Origin of the sequence: Winogradskyella eximia, assembly GCF_003386165.1 — a bacterium.
GTDB classification, from domain to species: Bacteria; Bacteroidota; Bacteroidia; order Flavobacteriales; family Flavobacteriaceae; genus Winogradskyella; species Winogradskyella eximia.
Window position 1 is genome coordinate 44,914 of the sequence record NZ_QRDV01000010.1, and the last position, 22,889, is coordinate 67,802.

The window sequence follows — 22,889 nt, forward strand, 5'->3', positions numbered from 1 at the left end:
TTATATTTTAAAAAATAAATGAGGAAATGATTCTTCAGGATTTTTACCCAATACAACTAATGTAAATGTTGATTTTAAAAATCCATAACCATAGCCAAAAAACTGAATAATTATAGCTAACAGCGCTTGAAATGCAACGCTTAAACTTCGATTAGAAATTAATGCCAAAACAAAAGCTAAAATAAGATAGAAACTATATAAATATAACGGCAAATTAATATGAAACATTGCCATTACTATTGAAGCTATAAACCCTAAACTAAACAAAGTAGGAAACCAATACACCACACTTTTAGAACTAGGATGCCATTGATTTAGAATTGGCCTTACCATACCAAATTTATTAACTTGCTTGTAAAACTTAGACCAAGAGACACGACGCTTATGATATACAAAAGCACTTTGAATTAAAGTAGTTTTAAAACCTAATTTATGTAAGCGCAGCGATAAATCTGGATCTTCTCCTGGATGAATTTTACCAAACCCACCAGAAGCCAAAAAGGCTTTTTTAGATAATCCCATATTAAAACTTCTAGGCTGAAAATCTTCAACCTTTTGTTTTCCTCCTCGTATTCCACCTGTAGTAATAAATGAAGTCATCGCAAAGTTTATTGCCTTTTGGAGATTAGTAAAAGAGCTATGCGCAGCATCTGGTCCTCCAAAACAATCATAATACGTTGTCTCCAAAAATTTATCAACTTCTATTAAATAATTAGAAGGTAGTAAAACATCTGAATCTAAAATTATATAATAGTTTCCCTTCGCTTTTTGCATACCATAATTTCTTGAATCACCTGGACCTGAATTAGGCTTAAAGTAGTAAGAAATATTGAGTTGATCCATAAACTGTTCTACAACATGTTCTGAAGTTTCTGTAGAGCCATCTTCAATAATTACAATTTCGTAGTTGTATTGACCTTCAAAATTTAAAAAACTTTCTAAGAGTTCTTTAATTTCATCTGGTCTATTATAAACAGGAATAATAAAAGAAAAAGTAATAGTCTTCATATCACAAAGGTAAATAAACCAAATACAACTTTTAACAGATATTATAGCTTAAATTGAATTCGTTTCTAATGGAAAAAAATTAAAATGGGATGAGCTAAAATGTAAAGTATAAAGCAAAAAAAAGCCGCTAAAAATAGCGGCTTTTAAAAATTATATTAGTTGTAAGCCTATTGCTTAATCACTCTAATAGTTTCAGTTACATTACCAATAGTTACTTTAACAAAGTAAGCACCAGTTTGTAAGCTAGACATGTTAATATCGCTATCAACAGTATTAGGTGTTACCCTTAATACTTCTTGACCTAGCATATTATACATTGTTACTTGCTCTATTGTATTTTGAGCATTTAATGTTAATGTATTTTTAACTGGATTTGGATAGTATGTAAATGCTGCTTCGTTCTCAACATCTCCAACACTTAAAGAAGCACTATATGCTGAAATTGAAAACGGTTCGATTTCATCACCACCATATTCCCAAACTCTAACATAAATTGTTTCTCCACCTGTTAAACCTGTTAATTCAAGTTGAGAATAACCATCTCCAAAGCCTGGTACACCATCATCGTCACATCCTATAGAATTAAACGAACCACAAGTACCTGTAAAAGCTTCTATTACAGAATCAAAACCTGTACCACCTGATGAATCATCACCAACTTGAATAGTCACATCTCCACTTGCAGGTACCACGATAGAATACCATACTCCAGCACCATCAGTACCACAAGAAGCAGCTTCTGCATCAGCCGATGCGCCAAAAACAGTTCCGTCTATGGCATTATCAGCAAATACTCCTCCTGGTGTTAAAGCCGTAGCACCTGAGCAATCATCATTAGATGGAGGTGTTGGTGGTGTTGTATAACTTACAACTACCCAACTACTATAATCTCCACCACAGTCTGAACGCACATAAAAGTCATAAGCCGTTTCTGGCGTTAGACCTGTAATTGAAGCCATCATATCCGTTGTAGAAGTACCGGTAGTTGGTTCTGTTGAAGGAGACGTTAAGTTAGCATACTCCCAAGTAGTTTCAGAATCACCCATACCCCAAGTAAAATCTGCTGTCATATCAGATATTGTACTCATTACGTTTGTAGGCTCAAGACAAGAAGGAATTTCTCTTACTTTAAATTTACCTACATGGAAATCGTAATCAGTAGAACCAACAGTTCCGTTTGATGCCCAAATTGCAAATTGTGTGTCACCTGAGTAAGTTGTTAAGTCCTGTACAAATTCTGTTCCTGTAAGAACTGGTTCATTACCTGTATTCCAAGTGGTTAAATTAACCCAAGTTACACCACCATCAGTTGTTACTAATAGTTGTACTTCATCATCATCTCCCATAGCATCTGCAGTATCTCCATCATTGTAGTTTGTTACTGCGACATTCATTTCTAGTTGGTAAGGACCTCCAGATGATAAATCAAATACTGGTGATATTAACCAATCTCTTATTGCAAAAGTACCATAGATATTTATTCTATTACTATAAATACCTGCACCATAAAAATTATCATCAGGACCAAAAGCATCAGTTTTCCATGAAGATGAACCTAGATCTGTAGGACCTGTAGCAACTTCACCATTAGAAGCCTCTTCCCAACATGTATCTGGTACATTAACTGACATATCTGCTGTATAATCAGGAACAATTGCTGTACATGCAGTTGTAAACGCAAAAGGACCTACCCATATAGAAGCACCATTTGCTCCACAATCAGCTCTTACATAAAATTCATATTCATTATTAGAAGCTAACCCTGTTGCCATATATGGATTACTAACTCCTGTAGCAGTTGGTGTACCCGTTACAGTACCTGCAGCTGTGATATCAACTAATTCAACATCCCACAACACTTCAGTAGAACCAATAGTCCATTCTAAATCTGCCGAATCTGCTGTTATATTAGCAGCATTTAATGCTGTTGGTTCTGGACATAACACTGTTGTAGTGAATGCTAAAGGTCCAATCCAAGCGGATACTCCACTAGCACCACAATCTGCTTGTACATAAAATTCATAATCATTATCTGGAGTTAAACCTGTTGCCATATAAGGATTAGTAACTCCTGTAGCTGTAGGTGTTCCTGTAGGTGTTCCTGCAGTTGTAATATCAACTATTTCAATATTCCATGAAGTAGCACTACCGTTCTCTGTCCAACCTAATTCAGCTGAATCACTAGAAACATTTGCTACAGTTAAACTTGATGGATCAAAACAAGAAGGTGCCTCTACAAATGATACATCATCAATTGCTATATCATTTTCGTAATTTGGATTAGAAGCAGTATCTTGAATAAATCTAGCTATTATATCTCCTGTTATAGTAAGTGTAGATAAATCAATTATTACATGCTCCCACTCATCAATATCACCAGTATTATCTGTATAAACTACATTCCATGCAGCTCCATCCCAAACTTCTACTGTCAGCGTATTAGAATTTACTCCTCCAGCAACAAAATGATAAACATAAAAATCTAAAGCTGGCGTTGTAAGACCACTAACATCTACTGAAGGAGATGTTAAAGTTGCATCAGCAGTTACAGTTGCTGTTGAAGCATCTACAAATGCGAAATAGCCAGCACCAGTTGTATGGTCTGAATAAGCATTTCCAAATGTTGGCACTGTAGCAAAGCTCCAATCTTTTGAAGTTGATGAAGCACTTGACCAACAATTTGGTATTGCTCCTGCATTTTCAAAATCTTCTGAGTAAGGTGCTGTAAAAGAGTTACATTCAGTTGTAAAAGCAAAAGGACCAGCCCACGCACTTACATCACCACCACCACAATCTGCTCTTACATAATATTCATAATCATTACTATCAGTTAATCCCATAATAGTATAAGGGTTTGTAACTCCAGTCTCTGTAGGTGTCATTGTTTGAGCACCAGCAGCAGTTACATCTACTATTTCAATATCCCAAAGAGTTGTACCACCAACAGCTGTCCATCCTAAATCAGCTGATGTTGTAGTAATACCTGTAGCTGTTAATGTAGAAGGATCTGGACATGAAACTGTAGTTGAGAACGCTATCGGTCCAACCCAATTTGAAGTTCCGTCTACACCACAATTTGCTCTTACATAATATTCGTAGTCATTATCCGCAGTTAATCCCATTACAGTGTAAGGGTTTGTAACTCCAGTCTCTGTAGGTGTCATTGTTTGAGCACCAGCAGCAGTTACATCTACTATTTCAATATCCCAAGCTGTTGCCGTGCTACTTTCTGTCCATGATAAATCAGCAGAACTAGAAGTCATATTAGCTACCATCAAAGCTATCGGATCTGCACAAGCAGGAGGTGTTTCTGAAGTTATGGTTGGAGACGATAAACAAAATCCCCACTCATAACCATCTAAATCATCATAAGAAAAACGATATTGAAAACCTGACAACTGTGTTGCAGTATAACCAGCAATGTTTATTACTGATGAAGTGTAAGCCACTGTAGCTGCACAATTTTGAAAATCTGCAACAACAGTAGTATTTCCATCGAATGTTTCTACCACAGACCAAGTCATCGCATCAGCATCATAAACTTCAATAGTCAATACATCTTCAAGTTCATAATAAATGATATCTCCACTTACAGATATCCAAGTCTCACCTGCTACACTAGCAGCCGTTAAGTCAATAATTGGTGACGTTGCTTGAATATCATCAAATGAGCCATTCCCTGCTGCGTCATCGTCAAAGCCAAAAGTAGCATCCACGGTTGGGTCACTTAATAAGCCTGCAGCTGTATAAGTACCAGATATGGTCCAATCAGCACTAGGCCAACCTGCAGCTTCATTTAATGTTTGTGCCATACCGCTGTATGAAAACACCAACGCTATTGCCATTAAAAATTTTAATGTAATTTTCTTCATAAAAATTCATGTTTAAGTTAGTAATTCTTTAAAAATATGTTAATTATTTGCAACTATATTAGGTTTAACTTTCAAATCGTTTAAAAGTAAAAAATACCGATAAGAAACGTTAAAGTCATTCTTTAAAATACAAATTATTTTTAACTACTTAAATGTTCAAAATTCCTTAAATTCATAAGAAAAAAAAAGCCGTTACATAATAATGTAACGGCTATAAATTTAATACTTGTTGAAGATATTATTGATTATCTACAAAGGTCTCCATAACGGCATCACTGACACCCATATTACTAAATCCTCCATCATTATATAAATTCTGAAGCGTTACTCGTTTTGTTAAATCACTAAATAGTGTCACTGTATAATTTGCACAATCCATTGCAGTTGCATTACCTAAAGGCGACATTTTATCTGCATAAGCTATAAATCCATCAAAACCTTTTACACCTGAACCCGCTGTAGTTGGTGTTGGTGATTGCGAAATGATATTAACTCGTACTTTTTTATCTCTACCAAAAAAATAGCCAAAACTACGCGCAACACTTTCTAAATACGCTTTATTATCTGCCATATCATTATAATCTGGAAAGACACGTTGAGACGCCATATATGTTAAAGCCACAATACTTCCCCATTCATTCATAGCATCTGCTTTATAAAGCGTTTGCATAACTTTATGAAAAGACATCGCAGAAACGTCCGTTCCTTTTTGTGTCCAAGTATAATTTTGATTTGTATAATGATTTCCTTTTCTAACATTAATTGACATGCCTATGGAATGCAATACAAAATCAATTTTACCTCCTAATATCTCCATAGATTGTATTACCAAATTTTGAAGATCTTCTTCAGAAGTCGCATCTGCAGCAATAATCTGTGAGCCTGTTATCTTCGCTAATTCATCAATCTGTCCCATTCGCATTGCAACAGGTGCATTGGTTAGTACAAATGTGCCTCCCTCTTCATGAACACGTACAGCAGTTTTCCAAGCAATAGAATTTTCATCTAAAGCTCCAAATATGATTCCTTTTTTTCCTTTTAGTAAATTGTAAGACATGTGTTTGTGGTTAATCGGTTTTTATATAAGTTGGTTATCCTAATAATCTCAAAGTTAACAAAACTTTGGATTTTAAAAATTCAGTGGTTAATTCAGTAATTGCTTAGCATGAGCCATGGCAGAATCTGTAATTGTTAAGCCACCTAACATTTGAGCAATCTCAACAATACGTTCTTCTTCGTTTAGTTTCTTAAGTTGTGTATGAGTTACGTCCTTAGTATCTGTTTTAAATACTTTAAAATGCGAGTTTCCTTTGGCTGCAATCTGAGGCAAATGTGTAATGGTAAAAACCTGCATCTTATTACTCATGTGTTTCATAATTTCTCCCATTTTGTTCGAAATTTCTCCAGAAACACCTGTATCAATTTCATCAAACATAATAGATGGTAACTGAATATATTCAGCCAAAATAGATTTTATAGCTAACATTATACGAGATAATTCTCCACCTGAGGCAGATTTTTTGAGCTCATTGTAACTAGATCCCTTATTTGCCATAAATAGAAACTGTAAGTTGTCTTTTCCGTTTTTTACAAAATGGTCAGTAACTTCTAACTCTACCTTAAACTTGGCATTTGGCATGCCTAAATCTGAAAGAATAGTTTCTAATTTTGAAACGAAAACTGGAATAATTTTCTTCCTTTTATTATGAATTTTTGAAGCTATCTGATTAAGCTTCTCTTCTAATTTTAAAATCTCTTTTTCTTTGAGAAGTATGGTTTCGTCTAGACTTTCAGTGTTATCAATCTTTAATTTTAAATCATTTCTAATTCCTATTAAATCGTTAACTTCTGAAACAGCATGTTTTTGAAATAAATTATTTACAATTTGAATTTTACTTCCAATACGTTCTAATTCTTGTGGATCTGAAGATAGATTATCTTCAAGATTATCTAATTCAATTAAAACATCATCGAGTTCAATACCTACGCTAATAATGCGTTCTTTTAAAGCCTCATAAGATTTACCAAAACTAGCTATTTTAGTTAACTCTTGTTTTGCTGTATTTAATTGATCTATCGCTCCAATTTCTTCTGTGCTAAGTATTGATTTTACACTACTTAGCTTCTCTCCTATAATCTCAACATTATTAAGTTCTTCGTATTGAGATTCTAAATCTTCGAGATTAATTTTCTCTAAATTTATTTCATTCAACTCCTTGGATAAAAACAAATTATAATCGTATTCTTTTATCAATTCAGCCTTAGAAATCTTTAATGCTTCTAAAGATTTCTGAAGTGACTTATACTCCACTAATCCTTTAGAAAAGTCTTCTAAATTCCCTTTATTTTCAGCCAAACCATCAATAACTTTAAATTGATAATCGTCTTGAGTTAATTGTTGCGTTTGATGTTGTGAATGAATATCTATAAGATAACTGCTCAAAGCCACCAGACTTTCTAAAGTCACAGGAGTATCGTTAATAAAGGCTCTTGATTTCCCTGAAGGTAAAATTTCGCGTCGTATAATGGTTTGCACATCATAATCTAAATCTAAGGATGTGAATAATGCTTTTAGATCGTAGTTAGCAATATCAAAAGTAGCTTCAATAATACATTTATCACCCGTATTTTTTACCTGACTTAAATCTGCTCGTTTACCTAAAACTAAGGATAAACCACCTAATAAAATGGATTTTCCAGCACCTGTTTCTCCAGTAATAATAGTTAAACCATTATTAAAAGCTACACTTAACTCATCTATAAGTGCGTAATTTTTTATGTGAAGTGATGTTAACAAGGATCTAAAATTTGAAATACAAAATTAAGTGATTTTGTCTTTTAAAAATGAAAACGAGAAAGAATAAATATAATATTTACTATTACTAAAGAATACCCCTTAAGCCAAGCAATTATATAAAGAAGCGCATCTTAAAACCTAACTAAAAAGTACAATGTGAAAAAACTAATATCTAATATTTCTCCATTTTTGAGAATACATTGGAGCTATTCTATTCAAAATTTCTGTTGCTTCTGCAATATTAACACTTGGTCCTCCAGAAAGAATATCCATAATTTCGTCGGCTTTTGCATCAAAAAACACACGCATTAAAAAGGAATTAGGTCTTACTCTATGTACTTTTTGCAATTCATTTAGTACAGTAATAATTTTATTTTTCCCGTCTTTGGTGTTTTCATTCATAATGTCTAATCCGCCAATATGATAGTTATACATAGCAGACCTCATATCCTTGTAAGATGGTGACATTAAGTTATCAATTAATGCAAAGCGAGATTGTAAACCATCTTCTAATTTCCATCCTTGACCATTAAGTTGTTGAGAATAACTAGCAATTGTTTGTGCTTGTTTAAAATATTTATCCCCTCCTTTAAGTTCAAAAGTATCTGCATCAATACCTAAAATCATATACACATGAAAGGCTAACACAGAGACTAAATTAGATTCAAATTGACTTTCATTAAATATTAAATTCTGAAACTCTAAATATTGAAAATTAAAATCCTTATCGTTATAATTATAAACTGGAGAATTATAAGAAGAATTAAAAACAGGTCTAGATGAAGACACTTGTAATGTTGCAGAAAACAAATCGTTACTATAGTCCTTTATATTAATCACCATACTGCAATTAATACGCTCTTTTGGGCTAAACGCTTCGTTAGTCCATTTAGTATTATTAACAAACTCTGTAAGTTGCTTCTCTAATGTTTTAAAAACCACATTATTTTCGTTTCCTGTTTGTTGAGCAATAACATTTACGGTACAGTTTAACTCTTGTGCAATTACTAAAGTTGAAAATAAAAAAGCAAATAAAAGAAATAGGTTACGCATGGTTTTGTTTTAATATAAGTTGCATTAAATCTTCAGCTACTTCTGATTTAGATTTTAATTCGTTTTCAATAATTGTGTTAGAAGATGTTATAAATGTAACTTTATTTGTGGACACACCAAAACCCGCTCCTTTATCTTGTAATGAGTTGAGCACAATAAGATCTAAATTCTTAGATACCAATTTTCCTTTAGCATGCTCTAATTCATTATTAGTTTCTAGAGCAAAACCCACTAAAAACTGATTGGTTTTAATCTCGCCTAATGATTTTAAAATATCTTTTGTTTTTTCTAACTCTATAGTAAACGTAGAATCTTTCTTTTTTATTTTCTGATTCGCAACATTCTTTGGTCTATAATCTGCAACAGCGGCAGAAAGAATAGCGATATCTGAAGTTTTAAAATGCAAATGAACCTCATTATACATCTCTTCTGCACTAACCACAGGTTTTACCGTTACAAAATTATGTGTTATTTTTTGATGTGTAGGACCTGTAACTAAAATTACCTCAGCACCTAAATTTGAAGCCGCCTTAGCTATTTCGAATCCCATTTTACCACTAGAATGATTTCCTATAAAACGCACAGGATCTAATGCTTCGTAAGTAGGACCAGCTGTAATTAATACACGTTGCCCTTTTAATGGTAATTGATCTAAAATATCTTTCTCAATAAAGCTAACAATGTCTTCTGGTTCTGCCATTCTACCTTCACCAACTAATCCACTAGCAAGTTCTCCTGTTCCTGCAGGTATTAACTTATTGCCAAAAGACGTTAATTTACGGAATGATTCTTTTGTTGATTGGTGCTTGTACATATCCAAATCCATTGCAGGCGCAAAATATATAGGACATTTGGCAGATAAATATGTTGCTAAAAGAATATTATCACAAACTCCATTGGCCATTTTTGCCATAGTATTGGCTGTGGCTGGAGCAATAACAAAGTAATCTCCCCAAAGGCCTAAATCTACATGATTATTCCAAACGTGGCTATCATCTTCTTCATCCACAAAGGAAGAGTAAACAGGATTTTTAGAGAGTGTAGAAAGTGTAAGTGGTGTTACAAAATCCTTAGAAGCAGGCGTCATAACGACTTTAACGTTAGCGCCTGCTTTAATAAATAATCGTACTAAGTTAGCAGATTTGTATGCGGCAATACCAGCAGTAATGCCCAATAAAATATTTTTATCCTTTAGAATAGACATCCTAAGGCTTATGGCTGAGGATCATCAGTATTTCTGTGATAAATCTTATCATCTAACCACTCTTGTACAGCTAAAGCGTGTGGCTTAGGTAATTTCTCGTAAAACTTAGATACTTCAATCTGTTCTTTGTTTTCAAAAATCTCCTCAAGACTATCGTTGTAAGTGGCAAACTCTTCTAGTTTATCAATTAACTCACGTCTAATATCTGTATTAATTTGTTCTGCACGTCTAGAAATTACTGAAATAGCTTCATAGATATTATCTGTTGAAGCATCAATTTCGTTTCTGTTATAAGTAATTGTACTTACTGGTGCGTCTGTCTTTTTTAAATCCATCGTTATAATGTTTAACTTTTAGTAGTAAACGTATTTAATTCTTGTTGTAATTCTTCTTTTAATATGTTAGCCTCTTCCAAATATACTGAGTTTGGATAAGACTTATTAAGCGCTTGGTAATAATCTAACGCTTCTTTTAAACGTTCTTCTTTTTTATAATCTACACTTAGAATTGCTAATTTATATGCAGAATTAAATCTGTAATAAAAAGCATCACCTCTTAATGTAGCACCTGGAAATTCTAATAAGAAATTATTAAATGACTTTATTGACGCCACATAATCTCCAGTATAACCACCAATTAAATTGTATTGCTTAGCAATTTCGAATGCTTTTTTCTCTAATTTAAAATCTAATTCTTTAACCAAAGTATTCGCTTCAGCTAAATATTTTGAATTAGGATACTCATTCACAAATAACTGCAATTTCTCTATCGCTTCTACTGTTTCTTTTTGCTCCTTAGAATACACAGGTGAATTATAATAATAACCTTTTGCTGCATAAAACGCAGCTTCTTCAGCCTTTTCACTCTGAGGATAAATATCTGTAAATTTATCTAAGTGATAACTTGCAATGTAATAATCACCTAAATGATAAGAACACATGGCATGTATGTAGGTTAATTTTTCAGCTTGTGGTTTCCCTCTATATTTCTGAAGGATTTGCTCCGACAGTCTAAAAGATTTCTTCCACTTTCCAGCGTCGAATAATTCAGATGCCATTTCAAATTTTGCAGCAGTATCTTCAGATTTTAATGTTTTCTGAAAATCACTACACGAAATAAATAGAATACTGATCAGTAGTATGTAAAGTCCTCTCTTCATAAATTTTAAACAGAATGCAAAAGTAAACATTATTAACGGATTTAAAAAACAATTATTATGTGCTAAATTAACTGTTGTTTTTAGCCTAAAAATCAATTTATATAAAGTTTAACTTTTACCTAAAGATTTTAATTCAACTTTAATAGCTTCTTTTAACTCATCTGTGGCTTCTACAAGTGGTAATCGCACATGTGGTTTTGATATATTTAATGCCGATAAAACCGCTTTTATTCCTGCAGGATTGTTTTCAGAAAAAATCATTCCTGTAACAGGCATTAATTTAAAATGGATATCGTAAGCTTCTTTTGCCTTGCGAGCAATACCTAATCTTATCATTTCTGAAAACTCTTTTGGTAAAGCTTGTCCAATTACAGAAATAACACCAGAGCCTCCAGCTAACGCAACACCTAATGCTAAATCATCATCTCCAGATAAGATTAAAAAATCTTTAGGTTTGGTTCTTAATAATTCTAAATATTGGTGCACATTATTTCCTGCTTCTTTCACAGCCACAATATTATCGAAATCTTTTGCTAACCTAAATGTTGTTGTTGGTAACATGTTAGATGATGTTCTACCAGGAACATTATATAAAATAATTGGTAATGGAGAATCTTCTGCTATCGCTTTAAAATGTTGGTAAATACCTTCTTGTGTAGGCTTACTATAATAAGGTGATACCGATAAAATACCATCTATTGCAGAAAAATCAGTAGTTTGTATTTCTTTAACAACCGCTAAAGTGTTATTACCTCCTATACCTAAAACCAATGGTAATCTTCCATTATTTACTTTAGCTATAAACGACACCAATTCCTTTTTCTCTTCAGGTGTAACTGTAACACTTTCTCCTGTTGTACCACTTATTACTAAGTAATCTGTACCATTTTCAATATTATATTCTACTAATCGCTCTAAAGCGTCAAAATCGATGCTTAAATCTGATTTAAATGGTGTGATTAACGCAACACCTGTTCCTATAAATTTGGTCATTATAATTTTTTTAGAATGTTTAAATATTTTTTCAATTCTTGTTTAAAAATATTAATGTCTTTTAAATCGACATCAATAATTAGATCGTATAAGCGTTCATCGGTTGTAGATATGCCTACTTTGAAATTCGCATGCGATGCTGCTGTAATCTGATCTAATTGTAACACAGAGTTTTTATAGAAACAAATCAGCATATCAAAAGGTTCTGTTACAAAAGCTTCTAAATCTGGATTTTTCATTTTGCCTTTCCATCCAAAATCCTTTGGACTAAAATGCGCATTCCATTGGTTATATTCTAACTTATCATCCATAGTAAAAGCTACTATTTTATGCTTTGGAGAAATTAATCCCAATGCTTTAAAATAAACTCTAAACACTTCAAACTCATGAAATTCATTTGCATTAAGTAAAACTGCAACCGTTTTAATTTTATTATTGTTTACGGTAGATTTACGTTCTGTCAACAATTTGTTGACATATTTTCGATTAGATTTTTCTTTAAATGCTTTTAAAATCATTTATCTTTCGCCTTTGTGCAAATTTAGTAAAAGCGCTAACATTTTATTATAAACTCTTTATAAGTTATTCAATGACTATTAAACAAACTTTAAAACTCTGCTTTTTGTTGCTCATTTTTTCATGTGCATCATCAAAAATATCAAAGATTGAAGGTGAACGTCTCACTATTGATGAAAATATAAATCCTAAAACGGAAATAGAAAATTTCATAAAACCATATAGAGAACACGTTAATAAAGATATGGACAATGTTATTTCCTATGCTCCAGAAACCTATACTAAAAGTGATGGAGAATTAAACACAGCCATAGGAAATTTAATGGCTGATGCTGTTTATGATGAAGGTAATCCTGTTTTTTATAAAAAAACAGGAAAATATATTGACTTTGTTCTATTAAATCATGGAGGTATTCGTTCCATAATTTCTAAAGGCAACGTTACTACACGAACGGCTTATGAAGTAATGCCTTTTGAAAATTCTGTGGTTGTAGCAGCTATAAAAGGAGATAAAGTAAATGAGATGATGACATATTTAGCTAATGCAAAACGTGCGCATCCTGTTTCTCGCCAGCTTCAGCTTACTATTACGGCAGATAATGAGGTGAAATCAGCCACTGTCCATAAAGAACCAATAGATGTTACAAAAACCTATTATGTAGCTACCAATGACTACCTATATAATGGTGGTGATGGCATGACCTTTTTTAAACCCAATGACGGCTTAACTGTTTTAGATTATAAAATAAGAAATGTATTAATTGATAATTTTAAGAAAACAGACACCTTACATCCAGTACGCGACAACCGTTTTATTAAATTAAATTTTTAAGACATGAAGAGAAGACAATTTATACAGAAATCAACAGCAGCAACTGTTTTAGCAGGAGTTGGAGGTTTAGGACTACAATCGTTTGGTTCTAGCAAAACAAAAAAAATAACCATTCTACATACTAATGATGTGCATAGCCATATTGATCCCTTTGGACCAGATGACGGTAGAAATGCAAATAAAGGAGGTGTAGCAAGACGTGCTACATTAGTAGACGCGATAAGGAAAGAAAATCCAAATACCTTATTATTAGATGCTGGAGATATTTTTCAAGGCACACCATACTTCAATTATTATGGTGGTGAGTTAGAATTTAAACTAATGAGTATGCTAAAATATGATGTAGCAACTATTGGTAATCATGATTTTGATAATGGTATTGATGGATTGTATGCTCAAATACCGCATGCTAAATTCGATTTTGTATCTGCTAATTACGATTTCTCAAATACCGTAATGGATACACATGTTAAGCCATATAAAATTATTGTTAAAGATGGTATAAAAATTGGCATATTTGGATTAGGTATTAAACTAGATGGTTTAGTAGATAAAAACATGTATAAAGAAACCGTTTATCTAGACCCTATTGAAAAAGCACAAGACATGTCTCGTCTTTTAAAAGAAGAACAAAAATGTGATTTAGTTATTTGCTTATCTCATATTGGATATGATTATAAAAAAGACTCAGATAAGGTTAGTGACTTAAAGTTAGCAAGAGCTACAAAAGATATTGATCTTATTATTGGTGGCCATACACACACATTTCTACCTAAACCAACTATAGAAAAAAACAGTGTTGGTAAAAATGTATTAGTGAACCAAGTAGGTTGCTACGGTTTATATTTAGGAAAAGTAGATTTCTATTTTAATTCTGGTAAAAACATTAAAGCAGATGGAGCTGCAATTGTTGTTTAAAATTCTATAGGTTATAAAGAACGATTAATCTGGCTTAGGATTGTTAGTTTAAAAACAAAAAAATGGTTATTAACACATAACAAATTGATAGCACACCTCTTATTGAACTAAAAACTAAATTAAAAAAGCTAAATGTAACCTGGTAGTTAGTACTACTGTAAATTTTCAACTTCAATAGGCTCATCAACATAAGCAGGAATTGGATCTGTAACCTTATGTTGCGATTGTAGATACAGAAAGAAAAAAGCAACTACTAAAAAGAAAGAGTATACAAATCCTAAACTGTCATCAGTTAGAATATAAAAATAGGCAAGTTGAATAATTTCTGAAAAGGCTATAAAAATTGTTCCAATTAAAAAAAGCATAGATTTAGAGTTATTTCTATACATATAATCTATAAGGGCAAATGATAATAATGCCATAACAAATGCATTATATGCATACTCTAATACATATTGATAATACGAAAAGGAGCCTTCTGTTGTTCCCGATATTAGAGTAACACAAAAAACATCTAAAACAACCAACACCACAATAGGTATAGTTAACTCTGAAAAAATTGTTTTTAAATTTAATTGCTTTATAGTTTTTAAAATAAGCAAAGCATAAGCAACGATATAAAGCATATTTATTACATAGTAGAAATAATCTGTTTTATCTAAAGGAACTTCAGGTGTGTACCAAGAAATAGCATTTAAAACTTGGGCAATTGTAAAAGTGACTAAAAACGAAAGAAAAAATTTAGATCTATGCTTAGTCCAACTTGCATAAAGCCAGGTAAGAAGCATCAATATTATTGCACTTAGAATAGCTCCTTCTACCTCTTTTGCTAAACCTTGAAGCAAAATGTAGACCGCTCCTAAGAGTAACAATACTACTTTTATAATTTTTTTTACTAACATTAATTATTCCCTTATTAACGGTAGCAAATATAAACATTTTTTTTACACTTTAACGTTAAAATTATGTATTTCATCGAATAAATACCCTTTTTTACGTAGGAATTTACTTCAAAACGTCTAAAAAGTCATTTTCTGTGAGTATTGGAATATTCAAATTTTCAGCTTTTGTACGTTTACTAGGTCCCATTTTGTCACCTGCAACAACATAAGTTGTTTTAGATGAGATAGATGAAGATACTTTTCCTCCATTATCTTCTATTAGTTTCTTAAGCTCATTTCTAGAAATGGTTTCAAAAACACCAGAAACTACAAAAGTCTGACCTTTAAGCTTATCGGTTTGGTTAGCTAATTTCTCTGCCGAAATTTCTAGTTGCACTCCAAATGACCTTAAACGCTCTATAATGTGTTTGTTTTCTTCCATAGAGAAAAAGTGAACGACACTCTCTGCAATACGCTCTCCTATTTCATCTACTGTAACTAAATCTAATTGTGAAGCAAACATAAGTGCATCGATAGATTTATAATGCTTAGCTAATTTCTTAGCAACTGTTTCACCTACATATCTAATGCCTAGCGCAAATAAAACACGCTCAAATGGAATTTGTTTTGAAGCTTCAATACCTTTAACCAAATTTACAGCACTTTTTTCTGCCATACGTTCTAACGGAATAACTTGTTCTACAGTTAATTCATATAAGTCCGAATAATTATGAATCAAGCCTTCCTTTACTAATAAAGCAACCGTCTCTCCTCCTAACCCATCAATATCCATTGCTTTTCTAGAGATATAATGTTGAATTCTCCCAACCACTTGTGGTGGACATGCCGTATAATTAGGACAGTAATGCTTTGCTTCACCTTCTAGTCTTACTAATTCAGTATGACATTCTGGACAGTTTGTAATATAGGTTGTTGGTACCGAATTCTCCGGACGCTTAGTAAAGTCAACCGCAATTATCTTTGGTATAATCTCACCTCCTTTTTCAACAAATACCTCATCACCTTCTCTAATATCTAATTTCTCAATTTGGTCTGCATTATGAAGCGATGCACGTTTTACAGTTGTACCAGCCAATTGCACAGGTTCTAAATTAGCCACTGGTGTAATGGCTCCTGTTCTTCCAACTTGGTAAGTAATTTCATTTAAACGCGTAGACACTTGTTCGGCTTTAAACTTATAAGCCATTGCCCAACGTGGCGCTTTTGCCGTAAAGCCTAATTCGTCTTGCTGATACAAATTATTCACCTTTACTACTACTCCATCTATTTCGTAAGGTAAATTGTGTCTGTTTTCATCCCAATAGTCAACATATTCTAAAACCTCATCAATAGAATTTACCAATTTAGCTTCTTGTGGTACTTTAAAACCCCAAGCTCTAGCTTTCTCCAAACCTTCAAATTGCGATGTGATATTAAGATTGTTTCCTACTATACTATATAACAAACATTCTAAAGGACGTTTGGCAACCTCAGAACTATCTTGCAGTTTTAAACTTCCTGAAGCTGTATTTCTAGGGTTTTTATAAGGTTCTTCTTCATTTTCAATACGTTCTTCGTTCATTTTTAAGAAGCCTTCAATAGGTAATACAATTTCTCCTCTAATATCAAAACGTTCTGGGAAATCACCTTTTAATTGAAGCGGAACAGTGTTAATAGTTTTTATGTTTGCGGTGACTTCATCACCTTGTACTCCATCTCCACGAGTTATGGCTCTTAATAATTTACCGTTTTCGTAAGTTAAGCTTATAGATGCACCATCGTATTTTAATTCGCATGTATAATTAACATCGCCATCAACCATCTTTTTAATACGCGTTTCCCAATCCAATAAATCCTCTTTAGAATAGGAATTATCTAAAGAATACATTCTGGAATCATGAACCGTAGTTTTAAAATTCTTGGTGATAGCTCCTCCTACACGTTGCGTTGGTGAATTAGCATCGAAAAACTCAGGATGAGCTTCTTCTAAAGCTTGAAGTTCTTTTAATTTTATATCAAACTCATAATCACTAATGGTTGCATCATCTAAAATATAGTAATTGTAGTTGTGCTGACGTATTTCTTCTCTAAGTGATTCTATTTTTTGTTTTGTATTCATATAATAAAGTATGTAAACAATTCTTTTTTTTAAACTTTAATTCCCTTCAACATTCTATCATTCCCATTTAAATCTTTCAGCAACTCAATATTTTCAAAATTTGCATCAACTAATAATTGCTTTGTTTCTTCTCCAAGATATTGGTTGATTTCAAAATATAATTTACCGTTTGGTTTCAACTTTTTAACTGCAAAATCAGTAATTGCTTTATAGAATATTAAGGGATTGTTGTCATTTACAAACAAAGCCAAATGTGGTTCGTTGTCTAAAACGTTGGGTTGTATTTCTTGTTTTTCTAATTCTCTTACGTATGGTGGATTAGACACAATGACATCGAACTTTGTATTTTCAAAAAACAAATCCCAATTAGACGCTTCTAATATACTTGCCTCAATAAATGTTATGTCTACATTATTACCTTTAGCATTTTGTTTTGCAACTACTAAGGCTTCTTTGCTTACATCTAAAGCGTAAACTTCCGCTTTTGGTAAGTTTTTAGCTAACGAAATAGCAATACAACTAGAACCTGTACCAATATCTAGGATTTTTAAAGACTTCCCGACTGCACTCGCAGTGACAGAACGAATGATTAAATCTACAAGTTCTTCTGTCTCTGGTCTCGGAATCAGCACATGCTCATTTACTTTAAATGGCAATCCGTAAAATTCTGTTTCACCTAAAATATATTGAATAGGCTTTTGCTGTTTTAAATCTTCTAAAACTTTAAAAAAAGTATCTGTTTCAGGTTTTGTGATTGCTAATCCTGGTTCTAAAGTCAATTGTATTCTTGGCACATTTAAATAATGCTCGGTACACAAATAGAAGAAACTACCCACTTCATGTTTACCATAAATAGCATCTAATTCTATGTGAAATATATTTTGAAGTTCTTTTAATACCATTACTTACAAATCTTTAAGCATCCAAACTGTACATGAGTAATGACCAGTGTTTCCCATTGGTTTATCAATAGATTTAAAACCTACTTTTCTATACAATTTTCGAGCACCATCCATATATGGTAAGGTTTCTAAATAGCATTGTTCAAAACCAGATTGCTTAGCAAAATCTAAACATTTATTCATCATTTCGCTTCCTAAACCTTTTCCTCTGGCTTCTTGCATAAAATACATTTTCTGTAATTCGCACACATTACCTTCGTAATTATCTAAGGGCGAAATTCCGGCACCACCAATGATGTCGTTACCACTTTCAACTACAAAATACGCTTTCTTAGGTTGGTCGTACGTTTCTGTCATACAATCTAAAGCGGCATCTTCATAAGCGGTCCCAACTTTAGGAACTCCCATTTCTATTAAAACAGTCCTAATCGCTTTTGCTATTTTAGGATTGTCCTTGGCTACAATTTCTCGGATAACAATAGTATCTTTGCGCACTTAATAATTACTTTTTAGTCAAAATCAAAAATACATATAAAATCAATTTTATGTTTAAAAGACTCTTAATGTTTTCCCTAACTTTTACACTACTTTTCAACTGTGCTGTAACTGAAAAACCTGAGTTTGTTAAACTCGATAATATCAAAGTCATTGATTCTAATTCTAAAAGGATTACGCTTAGCGCAGATGCATTTTTCCTTAATAAAAACGATGTTGGTGGCACTTTAAAAACTGATGATTTAAAGGTTTATATTAATGATGCAGAAGTCGCAACGATTATCTCTGATGAATTTGATGTGCCTCGAAAAAAGAATTTCACAATTCCATTAACTGTTACTGTAGAAACCGAACGTCTTATAGACAAGAAAAGTCTTGGTGGTTTATTAGGTAGTTTAATTAGCCAAAGCCTGAAAGTACATTATAAAGGTGATATTAAATATAGAATTATGGGTTACTCTTCTACATACACTGTAGATGAAATCCAAGATGTTAAAATAAAACTCTAGTTGACTACGCACGAAACCTACATAAAACGCTGTTTGCAAATTGCCAAAAACGGATTGGGAACCACAAGACCAAACCCAATGGTTGGTGCTGTGATTGTGCACAATGATTTGATAATTGCCGAAGGTTACACTAGTGCTTATGGTGGTAACCATGCTGAAGTAAACGCTATAAATGCCGTAAAAGACAAGTCGCTTTTAACTAAATGTACGCTTTTCGTAACATTAGAACCTTGCAGCCATTTTGGAAAAACACCACCTTGTAGCGATTTAATTGTAAAACATAAAATTCCGAATGTAGTCATTGGCTGTATTGACGATAATCCTGAAGTTGCAGGTAAAGGTATTGCGAAACTCAAAGCTTCTGGCTGTAATGTTACCGTTGGTATTTTGGAAGCCGAATGTAAAGCGCATCACAAGCGATTTTTTACATTTCACAATAAAAAGCGTCCTTATATTATACTCAAATGGGCAGAAACAGCTGATGGTTTTATGGCACCAATTAAGAAAGACGAAAAAAAACCAGTTTGGATAACCAATAAATATTCTCGTCAATTAGTACATAAATGGCGTGCCGAAGAACAAGCTATTTTAGTTGGAACAAATACAGTAATTGAAGACAATCCAAGTTTAACGGTTAGAGATTGGTCTGGCGAAAATCCTATTAGAGTGGTATTGGATAAAGATTTAAAATTAAATTCTGATTACTCTATTTTTAGTGATGAAGCTGATGATATTATTTTTCATGGAGAAAACAACATTCTTCCTGTTCTAGATACTAACCAAACAAGTTGGTCAATTCATCCACCATTAAAAAATTGTATTAGTGCTGCATATATAAAAATTGATTGGGATTTAAAAAAAACAATTGCGAAACAAATATGTGATGAATTGTTTAAATTTCAAATAAATTCAATAATTATAGAAGGTGGCTCACAAACACTTCAAACATTTATAGACGAAAATCTTTGGGATGAAGCTCGCGTTTTTACAGGAAACACAAGTTTTAAAACGGGAATTAAAGCACCAGAATTAATTGGGAATTTAATTTCTGAGTCTCAAATCAAAAATGATTTATTAAAAATATATGCAAAAGATTAAAACACTAATTTTCGATTTTGGTGATGTATTTATCAATTTAGATAAACCAGGTGCAATGCAACATGCTTTAGATTTATTTAATTTAAAGACGTTTGATGCAGATATGATTGAAACTAATACCCTTTATGAAGTAGGAAAAATTTCAACTTCAGAATTTATTGCGTTTTATAAATCGAAATTTCCCAATGTTAGTGAAACCAAACTTATTAATGCATGGAATTGTATCATTAAGGATTTTCCTGAACACAGATTAGAATTCATTAAAAATTTAGCAAATCAAAAAGAATACAAGCTCATATTGTTGAGTAATACCAACGATATGCATATTGATTTCATAAAAGAAAATGTTTCATTTTACGAAGAATTCAAAGCCTGTTTTGATGTTTTTTACTTGTCTCAAGAGATTCATTATAGAAAACCAAATGCGGATATTTTTGAATTCGTGCTAAAAGAAAACAATCTTAATGCTAATGAATGTCTTTTTGTCGATGACACTAAAGACAATACTGATACTGCAGCTGGTATGGGTTTCCACACATGGAATATTGACGAAACAAAAGAAGATGTCGTGACTCTTTTTGAAACTAAAAAAGAACTCTTTTGATATATTTATTGTTTAGCGTATTGTCATCTACGGCAATTTTTGTGCTGTTTAAACTTTTTAGCAAATATAAGATAGACACACTTCAGGCTATCGTCATTAATTATGCAACGGCTTTTTCTTTTGGGTTAATCTTCAACGATGCACAAATTACCGTTTCAGAAATTATACAAACCCATTGGTTTATTGCCGCTATTGGATTAGGTTTTCTGTTTATTGCCATATTTAATGTTATGGCACTTACAGCTCAAAGAAACGGACTTTCAGTAGCTTCTGTTGCTAGTAAAATGAGTTTAATAATTCCGGTGATATTCGGAATTTATGTCAATAACGAAAGTACAGAAGCTCAAAAATTAATAGGAATCGCACTAGCTTTAGTCGCCGTTTACTTAACATCTATTAAACAGAAAGATAATTCTGTAGTTACAAAATCTATCTACTTACCTATTATTCTTTTTATAGGTTCTGGTATAATAGATACTTCCGTAAATCATTTTGCACCAAAAGGCAATATTCCGCTATTCCTTTCTTCTATTTTTGGTATTGCTGCAATTATTGGCTTCTCTTTATTTGCTTATAAATCTATTACTACTAAAAAAAGATTTCAACTTAAAAGTATACCATTCGGAATTCTTTTAGGTGTTGTAAACTATGGTTCTATGTATTTTCTACTTTTAGCATTACGAGTAGAAAACACAGAAAGTTCAACAATATTTACCATTAATAATATTGCCATTTTAGCACTTTCTACATTGGTAGGCTTGGTTTTATTCAAGGAAAACATTTCTAAGAAAAACTGGATTGGTATTATATTAGCCTTCATTGCCATATTATTAGTTACACTAGCATAATGGAAAACGATTTATATAAAACAATTACTGAACCAGCCCAAGGCGAATTATTTAAAGACAAGAATAGCAAGTTCTATGGTTTTGCTTTTCCTGTCACAAACGAAGAACAGATAAAACAACATCTAGAAGATATTAAGAAAGAGCATTATGCGGCAAGACATTGGTGTTATGCGTACCAAATAGGAACTGAAACGATTCAATATAGAGCTAACGATGATGGAGAACCTAAAAATTCTGCCGGAATGCCAATCTATGGGCAGATACAATCTTTTGAAGTCACCAACATCTTAATTATAGTGGTGAGATATTATGGAGGTGTAAAATTGGGAGTCGGAGGCTTAATTAATGCCTACAGAACAGGAGCGCAATTAGCATTAGAAGCCTCAAAAATTGTTGAAAGAACCATAAATAAAAAGTATCATCTGAAGTTTGAATATAAAAACATGAGTAAAGTGATGCGAATTTTAAAAGAAAATGATGTTGAAATCACAAATCAGACCTTAGAATTAAATTGTTTATTAGAAATATCTGTCAGAAAAAACCACAGTTCGAAACTTTTTGATCTATTTACTCAATTTTTCGGTGTTGAAATAAAAGAATTATAACGAATAATTTTGCAGTTGGTCTAAAAGATATTTTGGACATCTTGTAGGCCTATTCTTCTTTGCGTCTACAAATGCTAAAATTGTGCTTCCAGTAGCCAGTAAAACATCAGATTGGTTTCGTAATTCGTACTCAAATTCTATTGATGCTGTAGGCATCTTTTTAAGTGTGGTTTTTACTTTAAGCTCGTCATCATAACGTGCTGAATTTTTGTAGTTTATAGACAATGAAATTACAGGAAGCATTATGCCATCGGCTTCCATTCCGCTATAGCTAAGCCCAAACTCGCGCAACCACTCGGTTCTACCCACCTCAAAGTACACTGCGTAATTGGCATGATATACAACACCCATCTGGTCTGTCTCGCCATATCTGACTCTTAATTTTGTTTCATTATAATTCATATTTATACTTTTGTTTAGGAATAATTTTGTAATTTTCAAATGTTTTAAACATGGGAAAAAAATTCTAAAGATTC

At 32.5% G+C, this 22,889-nt stretch carries 22 protein-coding genes; 7 read left to right on the plus strand and 15 right to left on the minus strand.

Annotated elements, in window-relative coordinates; all coding sequences use genetic code 11:
• From DFQ10_RS17210 to DFQ10_RS17255, 10 genes are all read right to left on the minus strand, one after another.
• Complete coding sequence (locus DFQ10_RS17210) at window positions 1-1,008, minus strand: glycosyltransferase (protein WP_115818687.1); 1,008 nt, start codon at window positions 1,006-1,008, stop codon at window positions 1-3.
• A gap of 167 nt (window positions 1,009-1,175) precedes the next feature.
• Window positions 1,176-4,880, minus strand: coding sequence for a fibronectin type III domain-containing protein (locus DFQ10_RS17215; protein ID WP_115818688.1), 3,705 nt, complete (start codon window positions 4,878-4,880; stop codon window positions 1,176-1,178).
• 238 nt (window positions 4,881-5,118) lie between these two features.
• Window positions 5,119-5,937, minus strand: coding sequence for an enoyl-ACP reductase FabI (locus DFQ10_RS17220; protein WP_115818689.1), 819 nt, complete (start codon window positions 5,935-5,937; stop codon window positions 5,119-5,121).
• Window positions 5,938-6,024: 87 nt separating this feature from the next.
• The gene (recN, locus tag DFQ10_RS17225) at window positions 6,025-7,677 is read right to left on the minus strand and encodes a DNA repair protein RecN (RefSeq protein ID WP_115818690.1); all 1,653 of its coding nucleotides are present in this window, start codon (window positions 7,675-7,677) and stop codon (window positions 6,025-6,027) included.
• Window positions 7,678-7,842: 165 nt separating this feature from the next.
• Window positions 7,843-8,730: a type IX secretion system protein PorD gene (gene porD, locus DFQ10_RS17230; RefSeq protein ID WP_115818691.1), complete on the minus strand. Its 888-nt coding sequence runs from the start codon at window positions 8,728-8,730 to the stop codon at window positions 7,843-7,845.
• A complete protein-coding gene (gene coaBC / locus DFQ10_RS17235; protein WP_115818692.1) occupies window positions 8,723-9,934 on the minus strand; it encodes a bifunctional phosphopantothenoylcysteine decarboxylase/phosphopantothenate--cysteine ligase CoaBC in 1,212 nt (403 codons plus the stop codon). Before coaBC ends, porD begins: the two co-directional genes overlap by 8 nt.
• Before the next feature lie 8 nt (window positions 9,935-9,942).
• Entirely contained in the window at window positions 9,943-10,269 is a 327-nt protein-coding gene (locus tag DFQ10_RS17240) for a DNA-directed RNA polymerase subunit omega (RefSeq protein ID WP_115818693.1), read from the minus strand.
• An 11-nt stretch (window positions 10,270-10,280) separates the two neighbouring features.
• A complete protein-coding gene (locus DFQ10_RS17245; RefSeq protein ID WP_245940761.1) occupies window positions 10,281-11,093 on the minus strand; it encodes an outer membrane protein assembly factor BamD in 813 nt (270 codons plus the stop codon).
• A 108-nt stretch (window positions 11,094-11,201) separates the two neighbouring features.
• On the minus strand, window positions 11,202-12,086 hold the full coding sequence (gene dapA, locus DFQ10_RS17250; protein WP_115818695.1) for a 4-hydroxy-tetrahydrodipicolinate synthase: 885 nt from the start codon (window positions 12,084-12,086) through the stop codon (window positions 11,202-11,204).
• Complete coding sequence (locus tag DFQ10_RS17255) at window positions 12,086-12,604, minus strand: DUF6913 domain-containing protein (protein ID WP_115818696.1); 519 nt, start codon at window positions 12,602-12,604, stop codon at window positions 12,086-12,088. Before DFQ10_RS17255 ends, dapA begins: the two co-directional genes overlap by 1 nt.
• A 71-nt stretch (window positions 12,605-12,675) precedes the next feature.
• Between DFQ10_RS17255 and DFQ10_RS17260 the strand changes: the two genes are divergently transcribed.
• Both DFQ10_RS17260 and DFQ10_RS17265 read left to right on the plus strand, forming a co-directional pair.
• Window positions 12,676-13,434 (plus strand): 5'-nucleotidase C-terminal domain-containing protein, encoded by a 759-nt coding sequence (locus DFQ10_RS17260; RefSeq protein ID WP_115818697.1) that lies wholly within the window; start codon window positions 12,676-12,678, stop codon window positions 13,432-13,434.
• Window positions 13,435-13,437: 3 nt separating this feature from the next.
• Entirely contained in the window at window positions 13,438-14,352 is a 915-nt protein-coding gene (locus tag DFQ10_RS17265) for a bifunctional metallophosphatase/5'-nucleotidase (protein ID WP_115818698.1), read from the plus strand.
• Window positions 14,353-14,504: 152 nt separating this feature from the next.
• Here the strand turns inward: DFQ10_RS17265 and DFQ10_RS17270 are convergent, their stop codons facing one another.
• The 4 genes from DFQ10_RS17270 to DFQ10_RS17285 form a co-directional block, all read right to left on the minus strand.
• On the minus strand, window positions 14,505-15,254 hold the full coding sequence (locus DFQ10_RS17270) for a hypothetical protein (protein WP_115818699.1): 750 nt from the start codon (window positions 15,252-15,254) through the stop codon (window positions 14,505-14,507).
• Between the two features lie 103 nt (window positions 15,255-15,357).
• A complete protein-coding gene (ligA, locus tag DFQ10_RS17275; protein ID WP_115818700.1) occupies window positions 15,358-17,352 on the minus strand; it encodes an NAD-dependent DNA ligase LigA in 1,995 nt (664 codons plus the stop codon).
• 29 nt (window positions 17,353-17,381) lie between these two features.
• Window positions 17,382-18,254, minus strand: a complete 873-nt coding sequence (gene prmC, locus DFQ10_RS17280; RefSeq protein WP_115818701.1) for a peptide chain release factor N(5)-glutamine methyltransferase — start codon at window positions 18,252-18,254, stop codon at window positions 17,382-17,384.
• A gap of 3 nt (window positions 18,255-18,257) precedes the next feature.
• Window positions 18,258-18,749 carry a GNAT family N-acetyltransferase gene (locus tag DFQ10_RS17285; protein WP_115818702.1) on the minus strand — a complete coding sequence of 164 codons (492 nt, stop codon included), beginning with the start codon at window positions 18,747-18,749 and terminating at the stop codon, window positions 18,258-18,260.
• A gap of 50 nt (window positions 18,750-18,799) precedes the next feature.
• Here DFQ10_RS17285 and DFQ10_RS17290 point away from each other — a divergent pair, with 50 nt between their 5' ends.
• The 5 genes from DFQ10_RS17290 to DFQ10_RS17310 are packed head-to-tail and all read left to right on the plus strand — an operon-like array spanning window position 18,800 to window position 22,413.
• Window positions 18,800-19,258, plus strand: a complete 459-nt coding sequence (locus DFQ10_RS17290) for an LEA type 2 family protein (protein ID WP_115818703.1) — start codon at window positions 18,800-18,802, stop codon at window positions 19,256-19,258.
• Window positions 19,259-20,356, plus strand: coding sequence for a bifunctional diaminohydroxyphosphoribosylaminopyrimidine deaminase/5-amino-6-(5-phosphoribosylamino)uracil reductase RibD (ribD, locus tag DFQ10_RS17295; RefSeq protein WP_115818704.1), 1,098 nt, complete (start codon window positions 19,259-19,261; stop codon window positions 20,354-20,356).
• Window positions 20,343-20,960, plus strand: coding sequence for an HAD family hydrolase (locus DFQ10_RS17300; RefSeq protein WP_115818705.1), 618 nt, complete (start codon window positions 20,343-20,345; stop codon window positions 20,958-20,960). The genes ribD and DFQ10_RS17300 overlap by 14 nt, the downstream gene beginning before the upstream one ends.
• Entirely contained in the window at window positions 20,957-21,808 is an 852-nt protein-coding gene (locus tag DFQ10_RS17305) for an EamA family transporter (protein WP_115818706.1), read from the plus strand. The genes DFQ10_RS17300 and DFQ10_RS17305 overlap by 4 nt, the downstream gene beginning before the upstream one ends.
• Window positions 21,808-22,413, plus strand: coding sequence for an IMPACT family protein (locus DFQ10_RS17310; protein WP_115818707.1), 606 nt, complete (start codon window positions 21,808-21,810; stop codon window positions 22,411-22,413). The genes DFQ10_RS17305 and DFQ10_RS17310 overlap by 1 nt, the downstream gene beginning before the upstream one ends.
• Here DFQ10_RS17310 and DFQ10_RS17315 read toward each other — a convergent pair.
• A complete protein-coding gene (locus tag DFQ10_RS17315) occupies window positions 22,408-22,815 on the minus strand; it encodes an acyl-CoA thioesterase (RefSeq protein ID WP_115818708.1) in 408 nt (135 codons plus the stop codon). The two genes, DFQ10_RS17310 and DFQ10_RS17315, sit on opposite strands and share 6 nt — an antisense overlap.
• Between the last annotated feature and the right edge of the window lie 74 nt (window positions 22,816-22,889).

What these genes read in the sequence shown, in the direction of transcription:
- DFQ10_RS17210 (WP_115818687.1), bottom strand. Translation starts at nt 1,008, where the DNA reads ATGAAGACTATTACTTTTTCTTTTATTATTCCTGTTTATAATAGACCA.
- DFQ10_RS17215 (WP_115818688.1), bottom strand. Translation starts at nt 4,880, where the DNA reads ATGAAGAAAATTACATTAAAATTTTTAATGGCAATAGCGTTGGTGTTT.
- DFQ10_RS17220 (WP_115818689.1), bottom strand. Translation starts at nt 5,937, where the DNA reads ATGTCTTACAATTTACTAAAAGGAAAAAAAGGAATCATATTTGGAGCT.
- porD (WP_115818691.1), bottom strand. Translation starts at nt 8,730, where the DNA reads ATGCGTAACCTATTTCTTTTATTTGCTTTTTTATTTTCAACTTTAGTA.
- coaBC (WP_115818692.1), bottom strand. Translation starts at nt 9,934, where the DNA reads ATGTCTATTCTAAAGGATAAAAATATTTTATTGGGCATTACTGCTGGT.
- DFQ10_RS17240 (WP_115818693.1), bottom strand. Translation starts at nt 10,269, where the DNA reads ATGGATTTAAAAAAGACAGACGCACCAGTAAGTACAATTACTTATAAC.
- DFQ10_RS17245 (WP_245940761.1), bottom strand. Translation starts at nt 11,093, where the DNA reads ATGAAGAGAGGACTTTACATACTACTGATCAGTATTCTATTTATTTCG.
- dapA (WP_115818695.1), bottom strand. Translation starts at nt 12,086, where the DNA reads ATGACCAAATTTATAGGAACAGGTGTTGCGTTAATCACACCATTTAAA.
- DFQ10_RS17255 (WP_115818696.1), bottom strand. Translation starts at nt 12,604, where the DNA reads ATGATTTTAAAAGCATTTAAAGAAAAATCTAATCGAAAATATGTCAAC.
- DFQ10_RS17260 (WP_115818697.1), top strand. Translation starts at nt 12,676, where the DNA reads ATGACTATTAAACAAACTTTAAAACTCTGCTTTTTGTTGCTCATTTTT.
- DFQ10_RS17265 (WP_115818698.1), top strand. Translation starts at nt 13,438, where the DNA reads ATGAAGAGAAGACAATTTATACAGAAATCAACAGCAGCAACTGTTTTA.
- DFQ10_RS17270 (WP_115818699.1), bottom strand. Translation starts at nt 15,254, where the DNA reads ATGTTAGTAAAAAAAATTATAAAAGTAGTATTGTTACTCTTAGGAGCG.
- ligA (WP_115818700.1), bottom strand. Translation starts at nt 17,352, where the DNA reads ATGAATACAAAACAAAAAATAGAATCACTTAGAGAAGAAATACGTCAG.
- prmC (WP_115818701.1), bottom strand. Translation starts at nt 18,254, where the DNA reads ATGGTATTAAAAGAACTTCAAAATATATTTCACATAGAATTAGATGCT.
- DFQ10_RS17290 (WP_115818703.1), top strand. Translation starts at nt 18,800, where the DNA reads ATGTTTAAAAGACTCTTAATGTTTTCCCTAACTTTTACACTACTTTTC.
- DFQ10_RS17300 (WP_115818705.1), top strand. Translation starts at nt 20,343, where the DNA reads ATGCAAAAGATTAAAACACTAATTTTCGATTTTGGTGATGTATTTATC.
- DFQ10_RS17310 (WP_115818707.1), top strand. Translation starts at nt 21,808, where the DNA reads ATGGAAAACGATTTATATAAAACAATTACTGAACCAGCCCAAGGCGAA.
- DFQ10_RS17315 (WP_115818708.1), bottom strand. Translation starts at nt 22,815, where the DNA reads ATGAATTATAATGAAACAAAATTAAGAGTCAGATATGGCGAGACAGAC.